Below are 24,277 nucleotides of genomic sequence, written 5' to 3'. Positions count from 1 at the left end.
TCACCGACGTCGTGGGCTCGCCCGGCGGGTCGGCTCGGCGGTGGTCGGGTCCTCCGGCCAGGGATGGCGCGGGTAGCGCCCGCGCAGCTCCGCCCGCACCTGCGGGTATCCGCTGCGCCAGAACGACGCCAGGTCGGCGGTGACCGCCACCGGCCGCCCGGCGGGGGAGAGCAGGTGCAGCAGCACCGGCACCCGCCCGTCGGCGATGCGCGGCACGTCCCGCCAGCCGAACGTCTCCTGAAGCTTGACGGCCAGCACCGGGGCGGCCGGGTCGGCGTAGTCGACCCGGATCCGCGAGCCGCTGGGCACGTCGAGCCGCTCCGGGGCCAGCTCGTCCAGCCGCGCCGCCTGCCGCCAGTCCAGCAGCCGCCGCAACGCCGCCGTCACGTCCACCCAGCCGAGGTCGGCCCGGCGCCGGGCGCGGGTCAGCTCCGGGCCGAGCCAGACGGGTGCGCCATCCAGCAGCGCCGCGTCGGAGACGTCCGGCCAGTCGTCGCCGAGCGCCTGGCGGCAGAAGGCCAGCCGGCGGCGCAGCCCGGTCGCCTCCGGTGTCCAGCGCAGCAGCCCCGGGCCTTCCTGCCGCAGCCCGTCCAGCAGCGCCGCCGCGACCAGCTCCGGTTCCGGCGCGGTGAGCGGCCGGTCGACCAGCTCGACCGCGCCGAGCCGGACCACCTCGCGGGCCACCACGTCCCCACCGGACCAGGCCACCTCCCGTCCGGCGCGCAGCAGCGCCGTCCCGGCCTCCCGGGCGGTCGCCTCGTCGATCGGCGCGGCCAGCCGCACCCGGGCGGCCGGCGCGCCGGGGGAGCGGTCGGCCACCGCGACGGCCAGCCATGCCGCTCCGGCCAGCCCCGACCCGGGGGCCAGCTCCGCGGCGGTCCCGCCGGCCATCAGGTACGCGGACCCGCCCGGCCGCCGCGCCCGGGCCAGCCGTTCCGGGTACGCCAGCCCGGCGAGCAGCCCCGCGGCCAGATCGTCGGGCAGGCGCTCCCGCTCGTCTCCCGCCGGCCGCCCGGCGTCGCGCCGTTGCGCCGCCCGCCCGGCGGGCGCGCCGGTCTGTCGCCGGTCCGCCGGGCCTGCGGGTGAGCCGGGGCGCTCGTCCGCGCCGTCGGCGGGCAGGGCGGCGCGCAGGCGGCGTACCTCGGTGCGCCACCGGGCGGTGGCGGCCGGGTCGGTGCCGTCCCGCAGCCGCCGCCAGCGGGCGGGCAGGTCGTCCCCCGTGCCGCCCAGCGTGTCCTCGCCGAGGATCGCCACCACCTGGGCGGCCCGTTCGGCGCCGACCCGGGGCGCGCCGTCCAGCAGCGCCCGCGCCAGCCGGGGATGTGTGCCCGCCGCCGCTACCGCCCGCCCCCGCGCGGTGATCCGGCCGTCGTGGTCCACCGCGCCGAGCGTGGTGAGCGTCTCCCGCGCCACCGTCAGCGCGGCCGGCGGCGGCGGGTCCGGCAGCGCCAGCCCGGTGCCGTCCGGTGTGCCCCAGGCGGCCAGCTCCAGCGCGAACCCGGTCAGGTCGGCGGTGGCGATCTCCGGTTCGGGCTGCGGGGCGAGTCGCTCGTGCGTCGCGGCGGACCAGCAGCGGTAGACGGCACCCGGCGCCTCCCGTCCGGCCCGGCCGGCGCGCTGGGTGGCCCCGGCCCGGGACACCGGCACCGTCACCAGCGCGCCCAGCCCTCGGGCCAGGTCGGTGCGCGGCACCCGGCTCAGTCCGGCGTCCACCACGACCCGGACGCCGGGCACGGTCAGGCTGCTCTCGGCCACCGCCGTCGCCAGCACCACGCGCCGCCCGGCGGCCGGGGTGAGCGCCGCGTCCTGGGCCGGGCCGGGCAGTCGTCCGTGCAACGGCAGCACCGCGACCTCGCGCAGGCCGCCCAGCCGACCGGCCACGGCGGCGATCTCGCCGGCGCCAGGCAGGAAGACCAGCACGTCACCGTCGCGTTCGCGCAGCGCCCGGCGCACGGTGGCGGCCACGTGGTCGAGCAGCGCCGGGTCGACCCGGCCGGCGCCGGCCGGGGTCACCGGGCGCGGCGGCGGTGCCCACACCCGCTCGACCGGGTGCAGCGCGGCCTCGGCGCGTACCACGGGGGCGGGGTCGCCGGAGCCGAGCAGCGCCGCGAACCGGTCGGTCTGCGGGGTGGCCGACATCGCCAGCAACCACAGGTCGGGGCGCAGCGTCGCACGGGCCTCGACGCTGAACGCCAGCGCCAGGTCGGCGTCGAGGTGCCGTTCGTGGCACTCGTCGAGCAGTACCGCGTCCACGCCGGGCAGTTCCGGGTCGTGGTGCAGGCGGCGGACCAGCAGGCCGGTGGTGACCACCTCGACCCGGGTACGCGGCCCGGCCCGGCGCTCGCCGCGCACCGCGTACCCGATCCGGCCCCCGACCCGCTCGCCGAGCAGGGCGGCCATCCGGTGCGCGGCGGCGCGGGCGGCCACCCGCCGGGGCTGGGCGATCACCACGCGGCCGGTGACCGCGTCGGCGACCGCGAGCGGCGCGGTGGTGGTCTTGCCGGTGCCCGGCGGTGCCACCAGGACGGCGGCGCCGCGCTCGCGCAGCGCGCCGACGAGCGCCGGCAGGACCGGACGGACCGGCAGGTCGAGCGGGATGTCGGCGAGCACCGACCCACTCTCGCACCGCGCCGCCGGACGGGCCGCGTCGCCCCCGGAACGCGGAACGCCCGGCCGGCGCACCGCCGACCGGGCCGGGTGGGCCGCCGCGCCGGGTCCGCCGACCCGGCCGCCGCCCCCCTTGCTAGTACGTTCCGTCGAGCTGACCGCGCAGCTTGGTCAGGGCCCGGGCCAGCAGCCGGGACACGTGCATCTGCGAGACGCCGATCTGCTCGGCGATCTGCGACTGGGTCAGGTTGCCGTAGAAGCGCAGCGTGAGGATCTTCTGCTCGCGCTGGTCGAGCGTGGCGAGCGCCGGGCCGAGGGCGACCCGCATCTCGGCCAGCTCGAACTCGCCGTCCTCGCCGCCGAGCAGGTCGCCCAGCTCGGTGGCCCGCTCGCCGTCGCCGGTCGGGGTGGACAGCGACACCGCGTTGTACGCGCGGGCGCCCTCCAGACCCTCCAGCACCTCTTCCTCGGTGAGCTTGAGGTGGGCGGCGATGTCGGCGACAGTCGGCGAGCGGCCGAGCGTCTGGAGCAGCGTGCTGTTGGCGTCGGAGATCGCCAGGCGCAGCTCCTGGAGCCGGCGGGGCACCCGGATGTCCCAGGTGCGGTCGCGGAAGTGGCGCTTCAGCTCGCCGATGATGGTGGGGATGGCGTAGCCGGCGAAGTCGACGCCGCGCGACGGGTCGAACTTGTCGATCGCCTTGATCAGGCCGATCGCGGCGGTCTGCGCCAGGTCGTCGTTGGGCTCGCCCCGGCCGCTGTAGCGGTGGGCCAGGTGGTTCGCCAGCGGCAGCCACGCCTCGATGGCACGGTCGCGCAGCGCGGGCCGCGACGGGTGGTCCGCGGGCAGCGCGGCCATCGCGGCGAGCAGGTCGGCGGCGCTGTCGGTGAGCGAGCGGGGGTCGAGCTTCGCGGAGGCGGCCGGCGTGGTCGCCGGGGCGCTGGTCGTGGGAGCGGTCATGGGTGGTCCTCCCTGCACCTCGTCCACGGAAGAAAAAAGACGTGACGCTTAGGTTTAGGTTTCGGTCGTACGTTCGGAAGCCACCATAGCCCGATCGTGCTGCGGAAATCTAGCCGAAAGTACGATGTACTTAAGGTGTAAGCGGCCACGAAAGGTGTGAGCCGGTCGATATCGCGCTCGGTGGGGTGGCGGGCGTCGGCGACCGGTCGGCCCCGGACGTACCCCGACCGGTCAACGTGGAACCCGACAGGCGGCCGAAGTGTCGCCTTTCTGTCGTTGTCCCGCCGACGGGACCGCCCGTACCGTCCGTAGCGACACGTCAACGGAGGCACCGTGCTCGATCCCGCCGCGCCGCAACTCGTCATCAACGCCCGGACGCTGCTGTTCAGCTGGCTCCCGGCGGATCCCCGCGCGGTCGACACGCTGCTGCCCGCGGGTTTGCGCCCGCACCCGCAGCGGCAGGTGTTCGTCAACCAGTACGTGGTCGACGACGAGACGCAGACCTCCGGCTTCGGGGCGTACTCGCTCACCTACCTGGGTGTCTCACTGGCGGACATGGACCCGCCCGACGGCGAGACACCCGGCGGCTGGTGGACGCACTACCTCTCCTCCAGCGAGCGGGTCCGGCGGTACGCCGCCGCGCGAGGCGCGCCGGCCGCCGCCGGAGAGACCCGCCTCGACCTGCGGGGCGATCAGCTCACCGCCGAGACCCGGGCCGCCGACGGCACGCTGCTGATCCGGGTCACCGCCCGGGTCGGGCACACCGGCACCGAGGCGCACATGGGCCACCACCGCTACCTCACCCGCAACGACGGCGAACTGATCGTCACCGACTACCCGTACGTGGCCGAGCCGGTGTCACCGTTCGAGGTCGAGTCGGTGGAGTTCCCGGCCCCGGAGCACCCGGTCCACGCGCTGCGTCCGGCCAACCCGCTGCACGTGTGCTGGGGCTTCTACTCACCGCGCGTGTCGTTCGCGTACCCGGCCCGTCCGAACGTGCCGGACGAGCCGGCCGGCCTTCACCAGGTGCCGGCGCGCCGGGCCCGCAGCGGCCTGCCGTCCGGGTCGTAGACCAGCCGGTACGCGGGCAGCGCCCAGAGCCGCGTACGCCAGGGCAACCGCTCCGGGCGGTGCGGCCGCAACCGGCCCGGCGGACGGGGACCGGCCCGGCCCCCGGCGTGCCAGCGGTCCAGCTCGTCGGCCGCCACGGTGATCGCCGCCACCGCGTCCGCCGGGTCCAGCAGGTCGTCGTCCTGCGCGCCGCCGGGATCGCGGTCCAGGTGCTCGCGCCACAGCCGCAGCCGCAGGTCGCGGGCGAACACGCGGGCGCCGTCGCCCAGCCCGGCCGGATCGGCCGGCGCCCGCTCGTCACGGGTGTCGTCGAGCACCGCGCAGGACAGCTCGCTGTCGTGCGTCCAGGACCGGCGGTTGAAGTTGTCGCTGCCCACGCTGGCCCAGACGTCGTCCACCACGCAGACCTTCGCGTGCACGTACACCGGCGTGCCGTCGTGGTTCTCCACGTCGAACACGTGCACCCGCTCCGGCGCGGCCCGGTGGCACAGTGACAGCGCCTGCTCCCGGCCGACCATGTTCGGCGGCAGCGCGAGCCGGCCGTCCACGTCCGGGTGCCGGGGGACGACCGCCACCAGGTGCAGGTCCGGGTGCTCGTGCAGCGCCTGCGCGAACAGCTCCGCCACCTCGGTCGACCAGAGGTACTGGTCCTCCAGGTAGATCAGCCGCCGGGCCCGGCGTACCGCCTTGGTGTAGCCGCGGGCCACTGTGCGCTCGCCGTCCGGGGCGAACGAGTAGCGGGGCCGCACCGCCGGGTAGGTGCGCAGCACCTGCACGTGGTGCGGCCCGCACGGCGGCGGGTCGGCGGGCTGCTCGGGCAGCGGATCCGGGCGCAGGTCGGAGCCGCGCAGCCGGTCCCGCAGGTACGCCATCGGGTTCTCCGAGTCCAGCGGCATCGGGTCGGTCCACCGCTCCCGGAACGTGGTGTCGAGCGCGCCGACCACCGGCCCGCGCACCGCGAGCTGCACGTCGTGCCAGGGCGGTGTGGGGCCGTACCGGGGGGACATGCCCACCGGCTGCGGGTCGCCGGCGTGGCCGGCGTCGTCGCGGCGGCTGTGACACAGGTCGATGCCACCGGCGAAGGCGATGTCCCGGCTCGGGTCGCCGGGACGGCGCAGCACCACGAGCTTCTGGTGGTGCGAGCCGCCGCGCCGGACCCGCTGGTCGAGCAGCACCTCGCCACCGGCCGCGCGGATCGCCTCGCTGAGGTCGCGGTTCTCCGCCTCGCTGTAGGAGAGCGTGTCGAGGTGGGAGCGCCAGACCAGGCCCTTGACGATCACGCCGCGCTGGGCGGCCCGGGCGAACAACTGCGCCACCGTCGGGCCGTCCGGGCGCATCCGCTCGTCCGGGTCGCCTCGCCAGTCGGTGAAGAACAGGTGGTCACCCGCCGACAGCGACTCCACCTCGCTGACCAGGCGGTCGAAGTACGCGGCACCGTGAATCAGCGGCTCGGCGAGGTTTCCATCGGTCCAGACGGGTAATTCAGAGCCCGGGTTGGCGCGTTCCTGTGCGGTGAGGAACCAGTCCCGCAGAGTCACGTTCCACCCCCCGAGGTCGACGACGTCCTCACACGGTAGGACCCCCGGCAGGGCCCCGCACGTCGAGCAGCAGGTCGGCGTCGGTGCGCGCGTCAGGGGTGCGCCGGACCCCTGGACCGCGAAACCGAGGAGGCACCGACATGCCCGCCGAGACGACGAACACCGTGACCGACCGCGAGCAGGCGGTGGAGGGGGAGCGGGGTGCGCTGGTGGCGGTCCTGTTGATGGTGATCCTCGGGGTGGCCGGGATCTTCGCCGTCTCCTGAGACCGCGGCCGGGCGCCCCGGCGAACCGGGGCGCCCGTGGCAGGTCAGGGCCGGTCGCCCTGGCCGTCGCTGTGCGGCACCCGCCCGGACGGGACCACCCCGAGCCGGCCGGCCTGGAAGTCCTCGACCGCTTGGATCAGCTCGGCCCGGGTGTTCATCACGAACGGGCCGTAGTGCGCCACCGGCTCGCGGATCGGCTGGCCGCCCATCAGGTAGAGCTCCAGCGCCGGTGCGTTGGAGTCCTGCGTCCGGTCGGCGGTGATCCGCAGCGCCTCGCCGGGCCCGTGCACGGCGAGCTGGCCGAGGTGGATCGGCCGCCGGTCGGTGCCGACGGTGCCGCGGCCGGCCAGCACGTACACCAGCGCGTTGAAGTCCGACCGCCACGGCAGGCTCAGCTCGGCGCCGGGCTGCAACGTGACGTGCGCGATGGTGATCGGCGTGTGCGTCGAGCCCGGGCCCCGGTGCCCGGCGACCTCCCCGGCGATGACCCGGATCAGGCCGCCGCCGTCGGGCGTGGTCAGCAGCGCCGACTCCCGGCCGCGGATGTCCTGGTAGCGGGGCGCGCTCATCTTCGCCACCCGGGGCAGGTTGACCCAGAGCTGGAGGCCGTGGAACAGCCCGCCGCTCATCACCAGGTGCTCCGGCGGCGCCTCGATGTGCAACAGGCCGCTGCCGGCCGTCATCCATTGAGTGTCGCCGTCGGTGATGGTGCCGCCGCCACCGGTCGAGTCCTGGTGGTCCATGATCCCGTCGATCATGTAGGTGACCGTCTCGAAGCCGCGGTGCGGGTGCCAGGAGGTGCCCTTCGGCTCACCCGGCGCGTAGTCGACCTCGCCCATCTGGTCGAGGTGGATGAACGGGTCCAGCTCGGTCATCGGCACCCCGGCGAAGGCCCGGCGGACCGGGAAGCCCTCGCCCTCGTACCCGCTGGGCGCGGTGGTGACCCGGCGGACCGCGCGGTATTCGGTCGCCTCACCGAGCTTCGGCAGGCGGGGCAGGACGAGGACGTCGTCGACGGTGATCGCGGGCATCGCGGGACTCCTTACTTGTCGGCCGGGGTGGACGACGCGGTGCGGTCGGCGCGCAGGCGCCGGCCGAGCCGCTCGAAGACCCGGGTGAGGCAGGCGACCTCGGCGTCGTCGAGGTCGTCGATCAGGTGGGCGCGGACGGAGCGCAGGTGGTGCGGCGCGGCCTCGCGCAGGGCCAGCAGGCCGGCCGCGGTCAGCACGGCCTCGCTGCCGCGCCGGTCGGCCGGGCACGCCTCCTTCGCCACCAGGCCGCGCTTCTGCATGGTGGTGACCTGGTAGGTCAGCCGGCTCGGTGAGAACACCAGCCGGTCGGCCAGCTCGCCCATGCGCAGCCGCTGGCCGGGCGCCTCGGAGAGCAGCACCAGCACGTGGTAGTCGGCGAAGCTCAGGTCGCTGTCGGCGCGCAGGTCGTCCTCCAGCCGGGTGAACAGCCGCTGGCTCGACTCGATGTACGCGCGCCAGCAGGCCATCCGCTCCGCGTCCAGGCTCTCCGTCATGGCTCCGAGAGTAGCACTATTTAAAATTTAAACAAGCCCTCCCGACACTGGGGCTTACGCTTCGCCGTGGACCTTCTTCAAACCTGAAGAGACGCCCCGGCTAGGGTCGGGGGATGGACGATCTCGACCTGCTCGACTGGCGGGAGCGGGTGGCCCGGCTCTACCTGTCCGACCTCGACCTGGCCGGGTTCCGGGCCGCGCGCGACGAGCTGTTCCGCACCCACCCGAGCAGCCCGGTGCCGCCCGCCGACCGGCCCGGCTTCACCGGCCTGCGCTGGTACCCGCCCGACCCGTCCGCAGTGGTCGAGGCGCCGCTGCGACCGGCCTCCGGTGAGCTGCGCATCGACACCGGAGGCCCGGACGGCGTGGTCGCGTACCGGCGGGTGGCGGTCGCCGCGACGCCGTGGGGACCGCTGACGCTGTGGTGGATCGAGGCGTACGGTGGCGGGCTGTTCCTGCCGCTGCGCGACGGCACCTGCGGCGACGGCTCGTACGGCGGGGGCCGGTACCTCACCGACACGGTCAAGGGTACGTTCGGCCGCGGCCTGACCGTGCTGCCCGGCGACCGGGTCCGGCTGGACGCCAACTACCTCTACAACCCGAGCTGCGCCTACGACGACAGGTGGGCCTGCCCGCTGGCGCCGCCGGAGAACCGGGTGGACGTGCCGCTGCGGGCCGGTGAGCGGGCGTACCACTGACGCGGCGAGGGAGGACCCCGGCGGGGCCCTCCCTCGATGTCACGTACCGCCGGTCAGCGGGCGGTGGCGCCGGTCGGTGTGAGGTGCATCCGGCTGAGCATCTGCTGGGCCTGACCGGCCAGCTCCGCGTCCACGGTGACCGCGTACTGGGCGGCCCGCAGCGAACTGGCGGACGTGAAGTCACGCTGCCCGCCGCTCATGGCGTGCGCGACCGCGCCGAACACGGCACCCCAGATCGCACCGATCACCAGCCCGACCAGGATCACCGCCAGCCAGTTCCCGGCGGTGAAGATGCCGAACAGCAACCCGATGAACAAACCGAACCAGGCGCCGGTGCCGGCCCCGAGCAGGGCCGCGCGGCCCGTGGTGAGCCGTCCCATCACGGTCTCCACGAGCGTGAGGTCCGTACCGACGATCGAGGTACGTTCCACCGGGAACCGGTTGTCGGCCAGATAGTCCACCACACGCTGGGCGGACGGATAGTCCGGGTACGAGCCGATCGTGACGGTCGGTGCCCCGGCGTGCGGACCGTGCCCGTCCCCGCTCGGCGGGGTCGGACGACCGCCCGGGCCGGACGGGAGGTTGTCGCTGCCCGGCATTCCGGGTTGCCAGGCCGCGGTCGGAGTCGAGGGTCTGGTCATGAGCATCCTCCTTCGTCAACTCGCCGCGTTCCCGCCGCCGGACAGCGGTAACGCGCCGGGCGGCACCGATGTGGCCAGGCATGGCGGCACCCGGGCCGGGTAGCCACAGTCGTGCCGACCCGACGGATCAGCGAGCACGGGTTCCTCGCCGACGGGCGCAGCGCGGCCCTGGTCGACCGGGACGGCGCGGTCAACTGGTGGTGCCCGCCCCGGTTCGACGCGCCGTCGGTGTTCGGGCGCCTGCTCGACGAGGACGCCGGGCACTGGACCATCCGCCCCGAGGGCGCGGCCACCAGCAGCCGGTCCTATCTGGACGACGCGCTGGTGCTGCGTACCGTCTTCACCACGGCGACCGGCGCGGTCGCCGTCACCGACGCGCTGGCGCTGGAGCCCGGCGCGCGCGGTCACGACATCGGGATGCGCTCGCCGCGGGTGCTCGCCCGGCTGGTCGAGGGGCTGACCGGCGAGGTGCCGATGCGCGTCGAGTACGCGCCGCGATTCGAGTACGGCCGCGTCGGCGCCTACCTCACCGAGCGCGACGGGGTGGTGGCCGCCACCGCCGGCGCCTGCCGGCTGGAGCTGCGCGCCGACGTCCCGCTGACCATCGCCGGGGGCGCCGCCACCGGTCGGTTCACCGCCCGCGCCGGCAGCAGGCACCGCTTCACCCTCGGGTACGCCCCGACGTACGCCGGCGCCGAACCGGCGCTGCCCGACGCCGCCGAGGTGGTGGCCGAGACGGTCGCCGGCTGGCACTCATGGTCGGCGCTGCACGACTACCAGGGCGAGTACCGCGACGAGGTGCGGCGCAGCGCGCTCGCGGTGCAGGGCATGACGTACGCGCCCAGCGGCGCCGTGGTCGCGGCGGCCACCACCTCGGTGCCGGAGCGGCTCGGCGGCGACCGCAACTACGACTACCGCTACGTGTGGCTGCGCGACTTCAGCCTCACCCTCCAGGCGCTCTGGCGGGCGGCCTGCCCGGACGAGGCGGACCGGCAGTTCACCTGGGTGGCCCGGGCGATGGGCCGGATCGGCGACGAGCCGGTGCCGATCATGTACGGCGTCGAGGGGGAGCGGGACCTGACCGAGCACGACCTCGACCACCTGGCCGGGTACGAGCACAGCCGGCCGGTGCTCGTCGGCAACGACGCGTGGCGGCAGCGGCAGAACGACGTGCTGGGCGAGGTGCTCGACGCCGCCTGGCTGATGCGGTACTACCTCGACCCCATGTCACCGGAGGTCCGCGACCTGCTGCGGACGCTCGCCGACCAGGCCGAGCGCGGCTGGCACCGGCCCGACGCGGGGATGTGGGAGGGGCGCGGCCCGGAGCGGCACTACGTGTCGTCGAAGGTGGAGTGCTGGACCGCGCTGGACCGGGCGGTCCGGTTCGGTTCCCGCATCGGCGGGCCCGCCGACGTGGCCCGCTGGGCCGCGGCGCGCGACGAGGTGCGGGCGGCGGTGCTCACCCGCGGCTGGAACGAGCGGGTCGGCGCGTACACCGGGGTGTTCGGCTCGGACGACCTGGACGCCTCGGTGCTGGTCATGCCGCTGGTCGGCTTCCTGCCTGCGAGCGACCCGCGGATGCGCGCCACGATGGACGTGCTGGAACGGCGGCTGTCCCGCGACGGGCTGCTGCGGCGCTGGGACGGCGACCCGGCCGGGTTCGTGATCTGCTCGTTCTGGCTGGCCGCGTGCCTCGCCGAGGCGGGCGAACTGGACCGGGCGCGGCGGCTGTTCGAACGCCTCGCCGCCCGCACCAACGACCTCGGCCTGTACGCCGAGCAGATCGACCCGGACAACGGCGAGCAGATGGGCAACTTCCCGCAGGCGTACTCGCACATCGGCCTGATCATCGCCGCCGGCCGCATTACGGACGCCGCCGCCCGCGCAACCGCCAGTTCTTCCCGTCGATCATGAGGTTGGCGGCGAAGTCGATCTCCCTGAGTGCCGCCAACTTCATGATCGACGCGTCGACGGGCGGGGTGGGGGAGGATGAGGGGGTGGATCTCGTGATCATGGCGGACACGCATGTGCCGAAGCGGGCGCGGGACCTTCCGGCGGTGCTGTGGGCGGCCGTGGAGGCCGCGGACGTGGTGGTGCACGCCGGGGACTGGGTGGACGTCGCGCTGCTGGACGCGCTGGAGGAGCGGTCACGCCGGCTGGTCGGGGTGTACGGCAACAACGACGGCCCCGACCTGCGCGCCCGGCTGCCCGAGGTGGCCCGCGTCGAGCTGGACGGCCTGCGGGTCGCCGTGGTGCACGAGACCGGCCCGAAGACCCGCCGCGAGGAGCGCTGCGCCGCCGCGTACGGCGACTGCGACCTGCTCGTCTTCGGGCACTCGCACATCCCCTGGGACAGCGTCGCCCCGGGCGGTCTGCGCCTGCTCAACCCCGGCTCACCCACCGACCGGCGGGCGCAGCCGTACGCCACGTATCTGACCGCGCGGGTGGCGGCGGGGCGGCTCGACCGGGTCGAACTGCACCGCCTGCCCCCGCGCTGACCTCAGCGGCCCCGGCCGGTCTCCGCCTGGAGCTCGTCGATCCGCCGGGACGCCTCGGCCTTGGTCAGGCCCTCCGGCACCGGCTCGCCCGCCTCCTGGGCCAGGGTGTGCAGGTACGACTCCTGGGCGGCGGTGGGCGGCTCGTCGCCGGTGACCCAGTCGTCCGGGTCCTTGACGGCGGCGTCCGGGTTCACGTTCCTGCCGCTGGTGTTGTTGCGGTCGGCCATGTCGATCACCTCTCCTCGAACAGGTGTACCACTACCCCCGGCCCGGCGGGTTCATGCCGCCCGCCGCCTACGATCACCTGGTGACGGCGGACCGGACGGGCGTGGTGGTGGTCGGTGCGGGCATCGCCGGGGTGGCGTGCGCGACCGAGCTGGCGCGGGCCGGTGTGCCGGTACGGGTGCGCGAACGCGCCCGGGTCACCGGCGGGCGGATGGCCAGCAGACGCTTCGACGGCCGCCCGGCCGACCTGGGCGCCGCGTACTTCACAGTCGACGACCCGGACTTCGCCGCCGTGGTGGACCGGTGGCGGGCCGCCGGGCTGGCGCGGGAGTGGACCGACACGCTCGCCGCGTACGGGCCGGGCGGGCGCGAGCAGGTCACCGGCCCGATGCGCTGGGCCGCCCCGCGCGGGCTGCGCTCGCTCGTCGAGCACCTGGCCGGCGACCTGCCGGTGACGCACGACCGGCTGGTGATGACGGTCGAGCCCGGCCCCCGGGTGGACGGCACCGACGCCGAGGCGGTCGTGCTCGCCATGCCCGGCCCGCAGGCCGCGCTGCTGCTGGACCCGGCGCTGGCCGAGGCGACCCGGGCGGTGGCCGCGCAGCGGTGGTCGCCGGCGCTGAGCGGGGTGCTGCACTTCCCGGCCCGCCGCTGGTCGGACTTCCGGGGCGCGTTCGTCAACGACCACCCCGTGCTCGGCCTGGTCTGCGACGACGGCGACCGGCGCGGCGACGGCGCGCCGGTGCTGGTCGCGCACACCACGGCCGAGTTCGCCGCCGGGCACCTGCTCCAGCCCACCGCCGCCCGGCCGGCGATCGAGCAGGCGGTCCGCGACCTGCTCGGACTGCCCGAGCCGGCCGTGTCGGCCCACGTGCACCGCTGGACGTACGCGACCCCGGCCGCGCCCGCCGGGGAGGCGACGTTCCACCTGGACGACGACGGGATCGGCCTGGCCGGCGACGCGTTCGGCCGCCCACGGGTGCAGACCGCCTGGCGTTCCGGCCGGGACCTGGGACGCGCGCTCGCCGCCCGGCTGGCCTGAACGTCCCGGCTCAGCCGGTGGCGCCCACGGGTTGCGCCGCCGAGCCGGCCCGCGTGTCCTCGCCGGTGCGTTCGCCCTCCCGGTCCAGCAACTGCATCACCGGTGTCGCGGCGATGCCGTGCGCCACCACCGACACCACCACCACCAGACCGACGGTGGCCCAGACCAGATCCGCCTGCGGGAAGTCGGTCTTGCTGGTGGCGTACGCCAGGTAGTAGAACGAGCCGACGCCGCGGATGCCGAACAACGAGATCACCCAGTGCTCGGCCGGCTTGCCCGGCGCCCCGCGCAGCGACAGCCACCCGGCCAGCGGCCGGATCACCAGCACCAGGGCCAGCCCGGCCAGCGCCGCCGGCCAGGTCAGCGGCGCGAGCAGCCCGCCGATCACGGCGCCGCCGAACAGCAGCAGCAACAGCACGGTGAGCAGCCGCTCCACCTGCTCGGCGAAGTCGTGCAGCACGGAGTGGAACTCGTGCGTACGCTCGGCGGCCCGGATCGCGCGGGCGGCCACGAACACGGCCAGGAAGCCGTACCCGCCGATCACCTCGACCAGGCCGTACGCGAGGAACGTCGCGGCCAGCGCGAGGAAGCCCTCGGAGTGCTTGGCCAGCCGCAGCTTGCTCGGGGCGCGGAAGAACAGCTTGCCGAGCAGCCAGCCGACGAGCAGCCCGCCGCCCACCCCGGCGGCGAGCTTGTAGAGCACGTCCACGGCGAACCACTCGCCCAGCCAGCCGGACGGCGCGAGCCCGGTGGTGGCGATCGCGATGGCCGCGTACACGAACGGGAAGGCCAGACCGTCGTTCAGGCCCGCCTCGGAGGTGAGCGCGAAGCGCACCTCGTCCTCCGAGTCCTCCACATCGGTCGGTTCGCCCACCTGCACGTCGGAGGCGAGCACCGGGTCGGTGGGCGCGAGCGCCGCGCCGAGCAGCAGCGCGGCGGCCGGCACCAGACCGGCCCACCACCAGCCGAGCAGCGCCACCGCGGCGATGCACAGCGGCATGGCGATCGCCAGCAGCCGCCAGGTCGACGACCAGCGGGCCCAGCTCAGCGGACGGTCGATCTTCAGGCCGGCGCCCATCAGCGCGACGATCACCCCGACCTCGGTGAGGTGTGTGGTCAGCTCCGGCCAGCGCAGCGGGTCCGGTGTGGGCAGACCGGTGGGCAGCACGAACACGAGCATGCCGAGCCCGAGGAACGCGATCGGCATCGACAGCGGCCGTCTCTCCAGGACCCGGGGCAGCACCCCGGCCAGCAGCGCACCGACGCCCAGCAGAGCGAACGCGACATCGACCGGTTCCACGACACCACCCTTCGGTCGCCCGTGGGCCGGGCGGCGGAGTCCAGCAGTGCCCCGAAGCGGGCCCGGCTAAGCCTGCGCGCGCCGGCCGATCGGACGGCCGGTCAGCCGAGCGTCGCGATGGCGCTGTCCGGCAGGGCTTCCAGTAACGCCGCCGGGTCGTCGTAGACCGCCACCGCGCCCGCGCCGGCCAGCTCCGCCCGGCCGGTGCCGCCGCAGGTCAGCCCGATGCAGGGGATGTCCAGCTTGCCGGCGGCGGCCACGTCCCAGACCGAGTCGCCGACGAACACCACCCGCTCGGCGGCCAGCCCCGACTGCTCCAGCGCGGCGACCAGGATGTCCGGCGCGGGCTTGCTCTCCTGCGCGTCGGCCGAGGAGGTGACCGAGTCGATCACGTCGTCCACGTCCAGCGCGGCGCGCAGCGCGGTCACCTCGTGCTCGGCGGCCGAGGTCGCCAGCACCACCCGCAGCCCGCGCTCCGCGCAGGCGCGCAGCAGCTCCCGCGCACCGGGCAACGGCGCCAGCCGCTCCCAGTACTCGGCGTAGAGCGCGTCGTGCGCGTCGCGCAGCCGGCCGTCGGCGTCCCGGTCCCGCTCCGCGCCGAGCAGGTGGTCGAGGAGCTTGTCCGAGCCCATGCCGATGGACCTGTGGATCCGCGCCATCGGCACCCGGTGGTCGGCCTGGCGCAGCGCCTCCCACCAGCTCACCGTGTGCAGGTACGTCGTGTCGACCAGGGTGCCGTCCACGTCGAAGAGGACACCGCGTCGCTTGTCGTCGGCCATGTCCGGCTCCTACCCGGCCGGGGCGTCGCCGACGCGCGGCTCACCCGCCGGAATCAGGATCTCGAACCAGACGGTCGAGCCGCGTACGGTCGGGTCGGTGCCCCAGGCGTCGCTCAGCTCCTCGATCAGGCCGAGTCCCCGGCCCCGGCTGCTGAGCGTGTCGGTCTGCGCCCGGGTGACCTGACCCCGGGTGCCCGAGTCGGCCACCGACACCAGCAGCCGCTCGGCGGAGAGGTCGACCTCGACCCGGGCGGCCGTGCCGGCGTGCAGCAGCGCGTTGGTGGTCAGCTCGCTGGTGCACAGCACCGCCGCGCCGATCACCGCCTCGGGCACCTGCCACTCGCCGAGCTGCGCGGTCATCCAGTGCCGGACCCGGCTCGGCGCGGTCGGCTCGGCCGGCACCTCCATGCTCGCCGACCGGCTGGGGCGTACCGCGTACTCCACCGCGAGCACCGCCACGTCGTCCTCGGTGGCGCCCGGCACCGACGCGGTCGCCACCGCGCACAGCGCGCGCGGATCGCCACCGGACGCCCCCGCCACCGCCGCGCCCAGCCCCGCCATCCCGGCCGCCAGCTCCTGCCAGCGCCGCTCCACCACGCCGTCGCTGTAGAGCAGCAGGGTGTCGCCCGGGCGGAACGGCACGGTGGCGGTACGCGCCCGCCCACCCAGGCCCAGCGGAGGAGCGGGTGGCACGTCCACGAACTCGGCAACCGCCGCGTCGGGCCCGGCGCGGCGGATCAACGGCGCGGGATGACCGGCGCTGGCGAGCGTGATCCGCTCCCGCTCCGCCTCGACCACGCCGAAGACCACTGTCACGAACAGCTCCTGGGTGCCGCCCTCGACGCCGAGGCTGGACACCAGCCGGTCCAGGCCGTCGAGCACCGCGTCCGGGCGGGGGTCGACCAGGGCGAGCGCGCGCAGCGCGGCGCGTACCTGGCCCATCCGGGCGGCGGCCTGCACGTCGTGCCCGGCCACGTCGCCCAGCACCACGCCCAGCGCGCCGGTGGGCAGCAGGAACGCGTCGTAGAAGTCGCCGCCGGCCGCGTTGCCGTCCACGCCCGGGTCGTAGCGGGCGGCGATCCGCAGCCGGGGCAGGTCCGGCAGCCGCTCCGGCAGCATGCTGCGTTGCAGCATCTGGGCGGTGCCGTGCTGGGTCTCGAAGCGGCGGGCCCGCTCGGCGGCCTGGCCGACCAGCTCCGCGGACGCGGTCAGCAGCGCCCGTTCGGCGGGGGACCAGGGACGCGGCGTCCGGTAGCCCACCGTGAGCGAACCCCGCACCACTGTGGTGCGCAGCGGCAGCGCCGCCAGCGCGCTGATCTTCTCGTCGTGCCGGTCCGCCGCGACGCCGCGCAGCGGCTGCCCGTCGGCGATGAACGAGGCCACGCCGCTGCGCGCGGTCACCACCGCCGGCAGCGCCGACTCGGCGGACATCCGGCGCCACAGCGGAGGCAGCCGCTCGTCGGCCTCGTCGAGCAGCTCGCCGCGGATGCGGCGGACCAGTCGCCAGGCGCTGCCCTCGTCCACCGCGAAGGACACCCGGTCGGCGTCGAAGGAGTGCAGGCAGTAGCGCAGCGTCACCCGCGCGACGTCGTCGAGCGTGAGCGTGCCGGCCAGCGCCGCCGCGAAGTCGCTCAGGCTCTGCAACTGCTGGGTCAGCTGGGTGGTCTGCGCCGAGACGGTGAGCACGCCGACGATGCGGCCGGTGGAGTCGCGTACCGGGCAGTGGCCCCGGGTGAACACGGCCGGCTCGGCGGGGCCCTGCCGGTCGGCCGGCAGCACCGCCTCCCGCTGCAGGAACGGCTCACCGTTCCGGTAGACCCGTTCCAGCGCCTCACCGGCGCCCGGGTCGCGCCACACCTCGGCGAACGCCTCGGCCGCCGGCCGGCCCAGCGCGTCCGGGTGCCGGTCGCCGATCAGCTCGGCGTAGCCGTCGTTGTAGAAGACCACCAGGTCGTCGCCGAGGAGCAGGGCCATCGGCACCGGGGAGGCGAGCACCACGTCCGTCACGGCGCGTACCGCGGGGTCCCAGGTGTGCGGGGCGCCCAGCGGCGTGCCGGCCCACGGGTGGGCGGCCCCGGCCGCCTGCCCGCCGACGACGGGATCGGTGGGCGCTCCCGGTGCGGGGGCGGACGGTGTGGGAACCCGACCGACGGTGCCTGGCATGACCGCAGCCTAACCGGAGCGTGGCCGGGGGGTTCCGATCATGCGTCCGTGGCGGGTGCGGGTGCCCGGTGGCGCGGACGTTCGGGCAGGTCAGGGCGGTTCGGTGGGGCATGTCGGGAAATTGCCCCGGTCCGGCCCGGCGTGCTGCCCAGGCCACCGGGTATGCGGGCGGCGCAGTTCACGCGACAGGAGGGACATCATGCCGAAAACCCTCGCGGTCGGGCAGGTCGACATCAGTGCGGCCTGGACCGACTTCTGGAGGTCGGTGCTGCTCTTCGTACCGCGGGCGATCGCGTTCATCGCGATTCTCGTCGTGGGTTGGCTCATCGCCCGAGCCGTCCTCAAAATCGTGGACGCGGCACTGGAACGGGTCGGATTCGACCGCGCCGTCGAGCGCGGCGGCATCAAACGGGCCCTGGAACGCACCAAGTACGACGCCAGCGACATCCTGGCCAAACTGGCCTACTACGCGGTCCTGCTGTTCACCCTGCAGTTCGCCTTCGGGGTGTGGGGACCGAACGCGATCAGCGACCTGATCCGCGGGGTGGTGTCCTGGCTGCCGCGGGCCTTCGTGGCGATCGTGATCGTGGTGATCGCGGCTGCCATCGCCAACGCCGTCCGGGACCTGGTCTCCGGCGCGCTGGGCGGGCTGTCGTACGGCCGCGTGCTGGCCGACGTGACGGCGATCTTCATCCTGGCGCTCGGCGTGATCGCTGCGCTGAACCAGGTGGGCATCGCCACCACGGTGACCACACCGGTGCTGGTGGCGTTCCTCGCCACAGTGGCCGGCATCCTGATCGTCGGTGTCGGTGGTGGTCTGGTCAAGCCGATGCAGGACCGCTGGGACGGGTGGCTGCACCGGGCCTCGGAGGAGTCCCGGGCGTTCCGGGAGCAGCGGCAGGCCCAGCAGGCCGGTCGTGGCGACTACGAACGGCAGCAGGCCGACCGGGGCGGGCAGCCGACGCCGGCCGGACCGCAGCCGATGTCGGGCGCGGGCACGTACCGCTCCGGCGAGGCAGGGGACCAGACGCAGCAGTTCCGTCGGCCGGGCGGCTGACGGCAACGGGTGACGGGGTGTCCGCGGGGCGATCGCGGGCGCCCCGTAGCCGTGTCCGGGTCAGGCCAGGTGACGCGGGTCCAGCCCGCGGGCCAGCAGGCAGACCGCGAGCAGGCGGGTGAGCACCCAGTCCGGCTCGGACCAGTCCACCGGCTCCGTGGGCGGCGTCCACCCGTGCTCCGACGCCGCATCGCGCAGCCCTTCGGCGTACCCGGCGAGCGCCGCCACGGTCAGCGGGCGGCGGTCGCCGTCGAGGCTGTCGCGTACCCCCGCCGCGTGCTGGTCGACCTCGGCGAGCAGCCCGGGGTTGGCGTGGGCCGCGGCGAGGCCGGCGGTGCCGACGGCGGCGGTAAGCGTGGTGAGGGTCGACCGCGCGGCCACCGCCGCGGAGCGGGTCGCGACCCGGTTGTTCGGCACGCGCATGGTGTCCGAGGCTATCGCCGGTCACCGCGGGCCGACCTCGGCCGAGCGGCGGATGCCCGGGTCGTCCGGGGGAGCGGCTGCCTCGTCCGCCGGGATTGAGTCGCCCGTGCGGGGGCAGAAGTCCGGTACGCAGACCACACGATCGGGGTCACGGAGGGACACGATGGGACAGCGGGCCGACGGACCGGACCGGGCACACCGGCACCCGGACGGAGTGAGTGACGCCACGGTCGAGGCGCTGGGCAAGCTCAGCGAGGCCCTGGAGTGCGTCGAGCGGGCCCGCGGCCACCTGTACGAGCTGCACCAGCTCATCGGCCACGCCGACCTGATGCTCGACGACGCGGTGGCGATGTTCCGCTCCGCCGGCCATCCGGCGCTCGCCGAACGGATCGACACGGAACTGCTCGGCCGCAACGTCATCGCCGGGCGCTGGACGTTCCAGATCGTCGAGGACTTCGACGACGGCTACTACGCGCTCTTCCGGGAGCTGGACCGGCAGGCCCGCGACGAGCTGGTCGAGGGCCGGCGGCACCTCTACGAGGCGGAGATGAAGGAGCGGCGCCGCAGCCGGGGGATGCCGGGGCACGAGGCGCGCCCCGGCACACGCTGACTCAGTCGGAGGAGCGTGCTTCGGCCGGGCGGCGGCGGGCGCCGTCGTCGGCGATGATCACGGTCGCGACCATCAGCGCCACCACCAGGCTGAACAGCCAGGAGCTGTCCTCGGTGAACCGGGCGGAGACCGGAGCCTGGATCGCGGCGAGCAGGAAGCCCAGCCAGGCGAGCTTGCGCTGACGGTTGGAGAGGAAACCGGAGCCCTGTTGCATCCCGAAAGTCTTGCGCGCATCGGGGGGAGTGCCGTCAGCCGTTCGGCCGATTCTAGATGGGCTGTCCGTTTTCCCGGCCGTCCGTACCGCACTTTTTGTCGTTTCGGACGAGCATGAATCCGGCGGCTGCGGGCATCGGCACTGATGCCCGCAGCCGGCGGAGTCACATGCTGTCCGGGCCGGTCCGGCCGATCGTCGACGGCCGGTAGGCCCGGTCCGCGTCGGTCATCTCACGGCGCTCGGCCTCGGCGCCCGCGCCCCGGTCCACCGCCTCCGGGCCGTGGCCGAACGCGGCCTCCTCGCCGGCGTCGTTCGCGGTGACGTCGTCGCCCTGGCCGTCCGTGGCCGACCGGGCGACGGCCTGGTCCAGCTCGTGCAGGGGAGTACGGTCCTCGTCGCGCCACTGGCGGTCGTTGTCGGTCATTCCCCTGCGGTACCCGGACCGGATGATCGCAAACGGCCGGGCACGGCGATGGCCGCCGGCATCGCCGGCGGCCATCGAAACTCGGGTACGGGGGATGGATCAGGGGGTCGGCCGGTCGACCGCGCCGCGCCAGGCGCCGGTCTCCTGACCGCGCCGCTCGATGAACTGCTTGAACCGCTCCAGGTCGCCCTTGGCGCGCCGGTCGACCACGCCCAGCTTGTCGCCGGCCTGCTCGACCACGCCGTGCGGCTCGAACTCCATCTGGAGCGTGACCCGGGTGTGCCCCTCGTCGAGGCGGTGGAACGTCACCACGCCCGCCTGCTGGGTGCCGCCGGTGGAGCGCCAGGCCACCCGCTCGTCGGGCAGCTGCTCGGTGATCTCGGCGTCGAACTCGCGCTTCACGCCCGCGATCTCGACGGTCCAGTGGGTCATCGTGTCCGAGAGCTGCCGGACCTCCTGCACACCCTCCATGAAGTGCGGGAACTCCTCGAACTGGGTCCACTGGTCGTACGCGGTCCGGATCGGGACGTCCACGTCCACGTGCTCGGTAACGCCGCTCATGTCGGGGTTCCTCCTGTTCCGCTGGGTGTCTACGTACGGGCCGTGGGCCGGCCCGCTCACCAGCGCGTCGTCTCGTTCCTGTGCCCGAGTGCGGCCCACACCTCGGAGATGGTCTGGTAACGGGTGCCCTCGGGCAGGGTCTCCAGGGCGGCGACGATGTCCGCCGGCGCCTCGTTCTCCCGCGCGTTGGCCAGCAGCGTCTCCCGGTCACCGGGCAGGGCGGTCATGGTGATGAACCGTCCCAGTCGGCTGCGCGCCTCGACGTCCTCGGAGCTCATGCCCTGCGGCGCGCCGCTGCGCAACTCCCCGGCCGGCGCGGTGGTGGCCTCCGGCTGGTCCTCGCCGGCCGGCTCGGGGATCCGGAACTCCTCGGCCCGCGAGCCGCCGGTGCCCGGTCCCTGGACGAGACCGCTGACCTCGCTGCTCATCTGGTCGTCGACCCTGGGCGAGTGCTTGCTGCTGCCACGTTCCATGCCTTGGGAGATGCCCCGGGGGGCCGCCGGTAAACCGGCGCCGGCCGGGGGAGCCGGTCATCCGGGCGGCAACCGGTCGGCCGTCTTCTCCCCGTCCGCCTTCTCCGCCTTGTCCTCGTCGGCCGGGGCACGCGGCGGCAGCACCGGGTCGTCCGGTTCCTCGACCCCGGCCTGCATCGCCCGCCCGCGTTGCAGCTCGGCGTTCACCTGCACGCCGAGCATCAGCGCGCAGTTGGACAGGTAGAGCCACACCAGGAACGCGATGACCGCGCCGAGACTGCCGTACGTCACGTCGTACGAGCCGAAGTTCGCCACGTACAGGCCGAAGCCGAAGGAGGCGAGCACCCAGACCACGAGCGCCAGCGCGCCGCCCGGGGTGAGCCAGCGGAACCGCGGCTGGCGCACGTTCGGGGCGATCCAGAACAGCAGCGACAGCAGCGTCATGGCGACCACCGCGAGCAGCGGCCACTTCGCCACCGACCACGTCGTACGGGCCACCGCGCCGGCGTTCACCAGGTCACCCACCGCGTCGGTGACCGGGCCGCTGACGATCAGCCCGGTGGCGACCACTGCCAGCAGCACCAGCGTCACCGCGGCCATGCCGATCTGCAACGGGCGCAGCCGGTAGAACGGGCGGCCCTCCCGTACCCCGTAGATCGCGTTGGAGGCGCGGGTGAACGCGCCGATGAACCCGGACGCCGACCAGAGCGCGCCGAGCAGACCGAAGCTGAGCAGCACCTTCGCCGAGCCCTGCTGCTCGACCACGTTGCGGACCACGCCCACGAACGCGTCGTTGCCGACCACCGAGCCGGCGCCGATCTCCCGGGCCAGGTCGATCACGGTGTCGACGGTGCGCGGGCCGTCGGAGACCAGGCCGACCAGCGCGACCACCACGATCGTGGACGGGAACAGCGCCAGCACGCCGTAGTAGGTGAGCGCCGCGGCCCAGTCGGCGCAGTTGTCCGTGACGAAACCCTTGCCGCTGCGCACCAGCACACCGCGCCAGGTGCGCCAGTTGAGCTGGCGGATCCGCCGCGGGAGACGCGACCGCGTCCGGCCGCCGACCGTCTGTGGTGTCGTCACGGTCATGTCCGCCTCCTCCAGGCCCCGTCACCGGGCGTGGGCGGGCGGTACCCCCGGGGGGAAATCGACAAACCGGGTGCCGGTTTGCCCGCCGGCCGGGAGGGAACCACACCAGACACCCGATCGAGACTCCAGGAGGACGAGATGCCCGGGCGCGAGGTACTGCCCAGCACGCTGCGGCGCTCCCCGGCGAAGGCGCAGCGGACCTGGGAGAAGACGCACGACTCGGCGGTCGAGACGTACGGCGAGGGGGAGCGGGCGCACCGCACCGCCTTCGCCGCGGTCAAGCACGAGTTCGAGAAGGTGGGCGACCACTGGGAGCCCAAGGGCCGCAAGGGGCCCAGCGACAAGCAGGCCGAGGGCGGCGGCCCGGCCCGGCGCGCGCCGACGGCCGGCGGGGTGGACGCCAACGCCACCAAGGACCACCTCATGGAGGTGGCGAAGAAGCTGGACGTGCGCGGCCGGTCCCGGATGACCAAGCCGGAACTGGTCAAGGCGATCGAGAAGGCCAACAACAACGCGACCCGCAAGGCCCGCGGGGGTCGTTGACCCCTGGGGTACGCGCCGAGCCCGGGACCGATGCGGTCCCGGGCTCGTGTCGTCCGGTCTCAGTCGTACGGTCTCACCAGTGGCCGCCGCCCGGCGCCTCCAGGTGCACTGCCTTCACGGTGCTGAACTCGTCCAGCAGTTCCGGGCCGTACCCGAAGCCCTGCCCGCTGCCCCGGCGCGGCTGGGCCGCGCCACCGGGCGCCCCGCCGAACACGGAGTTGATCTTCACGGTGCCGACCGGCAGCTCCCGCCAGGCGCGCTGGGCGTGGCTCATCGAACCGGTCAGCACGGTGGCGGCCAGGCCGTACGGGGAGTCGGCCGCACAGCGCAACCCCTCGCTGAACGAGTCGACCACCACCACCGGGGCGACCGGCCCGAACGTCTCCTCGCGGACCAGCGCCATGTCGTGGCGGCAGCCCTCGATGACGGTGGCCGGGTAGAACGCGCCGGGCCCGTCCGGCAGCGCACCGCCGGTGCGTACCCGGGCGCCGTCGGCGAGCGCGGCGGTGACCTGCCCGTGTACGTGGTCCCGGTGCCGCCGGTCGACCAGCGGCGCGAGCTGCGTGCCCGGGTCACGGCCGGGGCCCAGGGTGAGCGCCTCGGCGCGCGCCACGAGCGCGTCCAGGAAACCCTCGGCGACGTCGCGGTGCACGTAGATCCGCTCCACCGCCACGCAGATCTGACCGGCGTTGGCGAAGCAGCCGAGCGCCGCCTGTTCGGCCGCCCAGACCGGGTCGACGTCCGCGTCCACCACGAGCGGGTCGCTGCCGCCGTTCTCCAGCAGCACCTTCGCCCCGGTGCGCGCGCCCGCGGCGGCGATCGCCCGGCCGGTGGCACTGGAACCGACGTGGGCGATCACGTCCAGCTCCTGCCCGGCCAGCGCGGCGCCCACCTCGCCGCCGCCGGTGAGCAGCGACAGCACACCGGCCGGCAACGCCGAGTCCAGCGCGCGGGCCAGCAGCCAGCCGGTGGCAGGGGTCCGCTCGCTCGGCTTGTAGACCACCACGTTGCCGGTGACCAGGGCCGCGCCGAGCAGTCCGCAGGACACCGCCACCGGGTCGTTCCACGGGGTGATCGCGGCGACCACGCCACGCGGCTCGGGGGCCATGAAGTCCAGGGCGTCGTGCGCGCCGTGCAGCGTCCGGCCGCCCCGCAGCGGGGCCAGTTCGGCGTACTGTCGCAGCGTGCCGATGGCCGCATCCACCCCGCCCCGCGCGTCGTCGAGCGGCTTGCCCATCTCCGCCGTGGTCGCCTCGGCCAGCTCGCCGGCCGCCGCCTCGACCGCGTCGGCCGCCCGGTGCAGCGCCGCGGCCCGTTCCGCGGGTGCGGTCGCCGCCCACTCCGCCGCCGCGCCCCGGGCCGCCTCCACCGCCTTGGCCACCTCGTCGGCGGTGGCCACCGGCGCCCGCGTCACCGGCGACCCGTCCGCCGGATCGTGGACGACCAGCTCGCCGCCCTCGCCGCCGGCGCCCCACACTCCACCAATGAGCTGCGCAACCGTGTACATGCGGCCATGCTTGCCCCGGCCTGGGCGGGGCAAACGCGTTTCGCCCGGTGAGCGGCCGGGTAGGC

General features: G+C 74.7%; 26 protein-coding genes. 9 read left to right on the top strand and 17 right to left on the bottom strand.

Annotated features, from left to right (window positions below; translation table 11 throughout):
* On the bottom strand, positions 1–2,610 hold the full coding sequence (gene hrpB, locus ACN27C_RS29205) for an ATP-dependent helicase HrpB (protein WP_422749426.1): 2,610 nt from the start codon (positions 2,608–2,610) through the stop codon (positions 1–3).
* A 133-nt stretch (positions 2,611–2,743) separates the two neighbouring features.
* Positions 2,744–3,565: a SigB/SigF/SigG family RNA polymerase sigma factor gene (locus ACN27C_RS29200; RefSeq protein ID WP_120570625.1), complete on the bottom strand. Its 822-nt coding sequence runs from the start codon at positions 3,563–3,565 to the stop codon at positions 2,744–2,746.
* 333 nt (positions 3,566–3,898) lie between these two features.
* On the opposite strand from ACN27C_RS29200, the gene ACN27C_RS29195 reads away from it, so the two are divergent.
* Positions 3,899–4,636, top strand: coding sequence for a hypothetical protein (locus tag ACN27C_RS29195; RefSeq protein WP_422749424.1), 738 nt, complete (start codon positions 3,899–3,901; stop codon positions 4,634–4,636).
* Here the strand turns inward: ACN27C_RS29195 and ACN27C_RS29190 are convergent.
* Complete coding sequence (locus tag ACN27C_RS29190) at positions 4,585–6,174, bottom strand: phospholipase D family protein (RefSeq protein WP_422749422.1); 1,590 nt, start codon at positions 6,172–6,174, stop codon at positions 4,585–4,587. The genes ACN27C_RS29195 and ACN27C_RS29190 overlap by 52 nt on opposite strands.
* Before the next feature lie 140 nt (positions 6,175–6,314).
* Between ACN27C_RS29190 and ACN27C_RS29185 the strand changes: the two genes are divergently transcribed.
* Entirely contained in the window at positions 6,315–6,440 is a 126-nt protein-coding gene (locus tag ACN27C_RS29185) for a hypothetical protein (protein WP_255498982.1), read from the top strand.
* Positions 6,441–6,484: 44 nt separating this feature from the next.
* On the opposite strand, the gene ACN27C_RS29180 is transcribed toward ACN27C_RS29185, so the two are convergent.
* Both ACN27C_RS29180 and ACN27C_RS29175 read right to left on the bottom strand, forming a co-directional pair.
* The gene (locus ACN27C_RS29180; protein ID WP_120570622.1) at positions 6,485–7,471 is read right to left on the bottom strand and encodes a pirin family protein; all 987 of its coding nucleotides are present in this window, start codon (positions 7,469–7,471) and stop codon (positions 6,485–6,487) included.
* An 11-nt stretch (positions 7,472–7,482) separates the two neighbouring features.
* A complete protein-coding gene (locus ACN27C_RS29175) occupies positions 7,483–7,965 on the bottom strand; it encodes a MarR family winged helix-turn-helix transcriptional regulator (protein ID WP_073827571.1) in 483 nt (160 codons plus the stop codon).
* A gap of 113 nt (positions 7,966–8,078) precedes the next feature.
* Between ACN27C_RS29175 and ACN27C_RS29170 the strand changes: the two genes are divergently transcribed.
* Positions 8,079–8,663 (top strand): DUF1684 domain-containing protein, encoded by a 585-nt coding sequence (locus ACN27C_RS29170; protein ID WP_281578374.1) that lies wholly within the window; start codon positions 8,079–8,081, stop codon positions 8,661–8,663.
* A gap of 53 nt (positions 8,664–8,716) precedes the next feature.
* Here ACN27C_RS29170 and ACN27C_RS29165 read toward each other — a convergent pair whose 3' ends face one another.
* Positions 8,717–9,304 (bottom strand): general stress protein, encoded by a 588-nt coding sequence (locus tag ACN27C_RS29165; protein ID WP_120573859.1) that lies wholly within the window; start codon positions 9,302–9,304, stop codon positions 8,717–8,719.
* A gap of 111 nt (positions 9,305–9,415) precedes the next feature.
* Between ACN27C_RS29165 and ACN27C_RS29160 the strand changes: the two genes are divergently transcribed.
* Complete coding sequence (locus ACN27C_RS29160) at positions 9,416–11,218, top strand: glycoside hydrolase family 15 protein (protein ID WP_422749418.1); 1,803 nt, start codon at positions 9,416–9,418, stop codon at positions 11,216–11,218.
* A gap of 83 nt (positions 11,219–11,301) precedes the next feature.
* Positions 11,302–11,802, top strand: a complete 501-nt coding sequence (locus ACN27C_RS29155; protein ID WP_121685429.1) for a metallophosphoesterase family protein — start codon at positions 11,302–11,304, stop codon at positions 11,800–11,802.
* A gap of 2 nt (positions 11,803–11,804) precedes the next feature.
* Here the strand turns inward: ACN27C_RS29155 and ACN27C_RS29150 are convergent, their stop codons facing one another.
* Positions 11,805–12,029 carry a DUF3072 domain-containing protein gene (locus ACN27C_RS29150; protein WP_120573858.1) on the bottom strand — a complete coding sequence of 75 codons (225 nt, stop codon included), beginning with the start codon at positions 12,027–12,029 and terminating at the stop codon, positions 11,805–11,807.
* 101 nt (positions 12,030–12,130) lie between these two features.
* Between ACN27C_RS29150 and ACN27C_RS29145 the strand changes: the two genes are divergently transcribed.
* Positions 12,131–13,069, top strand: a complete 939-nt coding sequence (locus tag ACN27C_RS29145) for an NAD(P)/FAD-dependent oxidoreductase (RefSeq protein WP_422751687.1) — start codon at positions 12,131–12,133, stop codon at positions 13,067–13,069.
* Between the two features lie 10 nt (positions 13,070–13,079).
* On the opposite strand, the gene ACN27C_RS29140 is transcribed toward ACN27C_RS29145, so the two are convergent.
* The 3 genes from ACN27C_RS29140 to ACN27C_RS29130 all read right to left on the bottom strand — a co-directional run bounded on the left by ACN27C_RS29140 (position 13,080) and on the right by ACN27C_RS29130 (position 17,311).
* A complete protein-coding gene (locus tag ACN27C_RS29140; RefSeq protein WP_120570616.1) occupies positions 13,080–14,369 on the bottom strand; it encodes a cation:proton antiporter in 1,290 nt (429 codons plus the stop codon).
* A gap of 101 nt (positions 14,370–14,470) precedes the next feature.
* On the bottom strand, positions 14,471–15,148 hold the full coding sequence (locus tag ACN27C_RS29135) for an HAD family hydrolase (protein WP_357828001.1): 678 nt from the start codon (positions 15,146–15,148) through the stop codon (positions 14,471–14,473).
* Positions 15,149–15,157: 9 nt separating this feature from the next.
* The gene (locus ACN27C_RS29130; RefSeq protein ID WP_422749415.1) at positions 15,158–17,311 is read right to left on the bottom strand and encodes a SpoIIE family protein phosphatase; all 2,154 of its coding nucleotides are present in this window, start codon (positions 17,309–17,311) and stop codon (positions 15,158–15,160) included.
* 199 nt (positions 17,312–17,510) lie between these two features.
* On the opposite strand from ACN27C_RS29130, the gene ACN27C_RS29125 reads away from it, so the two are divergent.
* Positions 17,511–18,368: a mechanosensitive ion channel family protein gene (locus ACN27C_RS29125; protein ID WP_358172898.1), complete on the top strand. Its 858-nt coding sequence runs from the start codon at positions 17,511–17,513 to the stop codon at positions 18,366–18,368.
* Positions 18,369–18,428: 60 nt separating this feature from the next.
* Here the strand turns inward: ACN27C_RS29125 and ACN27C_RS29120 are convergent, their stop codons facing one another.
* On the bottom strand, positions 18,429–18,791 hold the full coding sequence (locus ACN27C_RS29120; RefSeq protein WP_121685426.1) for a DUF6401 family natural product biosynthesis protein: 363 nt from the start codon (positions 18,789–18,791) through the stop codon (positions 18,429–18,431).
* A 163-nt stretch (positions 18,792–18,954) separates the two neighbouring features.
* On the opposite strand from ACN27C_RS29120, the gene ACN27C_RS29115 reads away from it, so the two are divergent.
* A complete protein-coding gene (locus tag ACN27C_RS29115; protein ID WP_422749412.1) occupies positions 18,955–19,401 on the top strand; it encodes a hypothetical protein in 447 nt (148 codons plus the stop codon).
* Between the two features lies 1 nt (position 19,402).
* On the opposite strand, the gene ACN27C_RS29110 is transcribed toward ACN27C_RS29115, so the two are convergent.
* From ACN27C_RS29110 to ACN27C_RS29090, 5 genes are all read right to left on the bottom strand, one after another.
* Entirely contained in the window at positions 19,403–19,615 is a 213-nt protein-coding gene (locus ACN27C_RS29110) for a hypothetical protein (RefSeq protein WP_018784964.1), read from the bottom strand.
* A 163-nt stretch (positions 19,616–19,778) separates the two neighbouring features.
* Positions 19,779–20,039 (bottom strand): hypothetical protein, encoded by a 261-nt coding sequence (locus ACN27C_RS29105; RefSeq protein ID WP_162959122.1) that lies wholly within the window; start codon positions 20,037–20,039, stop codon positions 19,779–19,781.
* Between the two features lie 99 nt (positions 20,040–20,138).
* Positions 20,139–20,600, bottom strand: a complete 462-nt coding sequence (locus ACN27C_RS29100; protein WP_120570609.1) for an SRPBCC family protein — start codon at positions 20,598–20,600, stop codon at positions 20,139–20,141.
* Between the two features lie 56 nt (positions 20,601–20,656).
* Positions 20,657–21,073 (bottom strand): DUF2795 domain-containing protein, encoded by a 417-nt coding sequence (locus tag ACN27C_RS29095; protein WP_120570608.1) that lies wholly within the window; start codon positions 21,071–21,073, stop codon positions 20,657–20,659.
* A 57-nt stretch (positions 21,074–21,130) separates the two neighbouring features.
* On the bottom strand, positions 21,131–22,162 hold the full coding sequence (locus tag ACN27C_RS29090) for a YihY/virulence factor BrkB family protein (protein ID WP_350816024.1): 1,032 nt from the start codon (positions 22,160–22,162) through the stop codon (positions 21,131–21,133).
* A gap of 138 nt (positions 22,163–22,300) precedes the next feature.
* Between ACN27C_RS29090 and ACN27C_RS29085 the strand changes: the two genes are divergently transcribed.
* Complete coding sequence (locus tag ACN27C_RS29085) at positions 22,301–22,705, top strand: ChaB family protein (protein ID WP_030499864.1); 405 nt, start codon at positions 22,301–22,303, stop codon at positions 22,703–22,705.
* A 73-nt stretch (positions 22,706–22,778) separates the two neighbouring features.
* On the opposite strand, the gene ACN27C_RS29080 is transcribed toward ACN27C_RS29085, so the two are convergent.
* Positions 22,779–24,212 (bottom strand): aldehyde dehydrogenase family protein, encoded by a 1,434-nt coding sequence (locus ACN27C_RS29080; protein WP_350816023.1) that lies wholly within the window; start codon positions 24,210–24,212, stop codon positions 22,779–22,781.
* Positions 24,213–24,277: the final 65 nt, after the last annotated feature.

The organism is Micromonospora sp. WMMD1219, assembly GCF_049315215.1.
GTDB classification, from domain to species: Bacteria; Actinomycetota; Actinomycetes; order Mycobacteriales; family Micromonosporaceae; genus Micromonospora; species Micromonospora tulbaghiae.
This window is presented reverse-complemented; position numbering and strand designations above follow the sequence as displayed.

Excerpts from the sequence above, each read along its gene's own strand:
- ACN27C_RS29165 (WP_120573859.1), bottom strand. The coding sequence starts at position 9,304 with ATGACCAGACCCTCGACTCCGACCGCGGCCTGGCAACCCGGAATGCCG.
- ACN27C_RS29105 (WP_162959122.1), bottom strand. The coding sequence starts at position 20,039 with ATGACCGACAACGACCGCCAGTGGCGCGACGAGGACCGTACTCCCCTG.
- ACN27C_RS29080 (WP_350816023.1), bottom strand. The coding sequence starts at position 24,212 with ATGTACACGGTTGCGCAGCTCATTGGTGGAGTGTGGGGCGCCGGCGGC.
- ACN27C_RS29085 (WP_030499864.1), top strand. The coding sequence starts at position 22,301 with ATGCCCGGGCGCGAGGTACTGCCCAGCACGCTGCGGCGCTCCCCGGCG.
- ACN27C_RS29150 (WP_120573858.1), bottom strand. The coding sequence starts at position 12,029 with ATGGCCGACCGCAACAACACCAGCGGCAGGAACGTGAACCCGGACGCC.
- ACN27C_RS29090 (WP_350816024.1), bottom strand. The coding sequence starts at position 22,162 with ATGACCGTGACGACACCACAGACGGTCGGCGGCCGGACGCGGTCGCGT.
- ACN27C_RS29170 (WP_281578374.1), top strand. The coding sequence starts at position 8,079 with ATGGACGATCTCGACCTGCTCGACTGGCGGGAGCGGGTGGCCCGGCTC.
- ACN27C_RS29175 (WP_073827571.1), bottom strand. The coding sequence starts at position 7,965 with ATGACGGAGAGCCTGGACGCGGAGCGGATGGCCTGCTGGCGCGCGTAC.
- ACN27C_RS29120 (WP_121685426.1), bottom strand. The coding sequence starts at position 18,791 with ATGCGCGTGCCGAACAACCGGGTCGCGACCCGCTCCGCGGCGGTGGCC.
- ACN27C_RS29095 (WP_120570608.1), bottom strand. The coding sequence starts at position 21,073 with ATGGAACGTGGCAGCAGCAAGCACTCGCCCAGGGTCGACGACCAGATG.
- ACN27C_RS29200 (WP_120570625.1), bottom strand. The coding sequence starts at position 3,565 with ATGACCGCTCCCACGACCAGCGCCCCGGCGACCACGCCGGCCGCCTCC.
- ACN27C_RS29130 (WP_422749415.1), bottom strand. The coding sequence starts at position 17,311 with ATGCCAGGCACCGTCGGTCGGGTTCCCACACCGTCCGCCCCCGCACCG.
- ACN27C_RS29185 (WP_255498982.1), top strand. The coding sequence starts at position 6,315 with ATGCCCGCCGAGACGACGAACACCGTGACCGACCGCGAGCAGGCGGTG.
- ACN27C_RS29135 (WP_357828001.1), bottom strand. The coding sequence starts at position 15,148 with ATGGCCGACGACAAGCGACGCGGTGTCCTCTTCGACGTGGACGGCACC.
- ACN27C_RS29180 (WP_120570622.1), bottom strand. The coding sequence starts at position 7,471 with ATGCCCGCGATCACCGTCGACGACGTCCTCGTCCTGCCCCGCCTGCCG.
- ACN27C_RS29125 (WP_358172898.1), top strand. The coding sequence starts at position 17,511 with ATGCCGAAAACCCTCGCGGTCGGGCAGGTCGACATCAGTGCGGCCTGG.
- ACN27C_RS29110 (WP_018784964.1), bottom strand. The coding sequence starts at position 19,615 with ATGCAACAGGGCTCCGGTTTCCTCTCCAACCGTCAGCGCAAGCTCGCC.
- ACN27C_RS29115 (WP_422749412.1), top strand. The coding sequence starts at position 18,955 with ATGGGACAGCGGGCCGACGGACCGGACCGGGCACACCGGCACCCGGAC.
- ACN27C_RS29100 (WP_120570609.1), bottom strand. The coding sequence starts at position 20,600 with ATGAGCGGCGTTACCGAGCACGTGGACGTGGACGTCCCGATCCGGACC.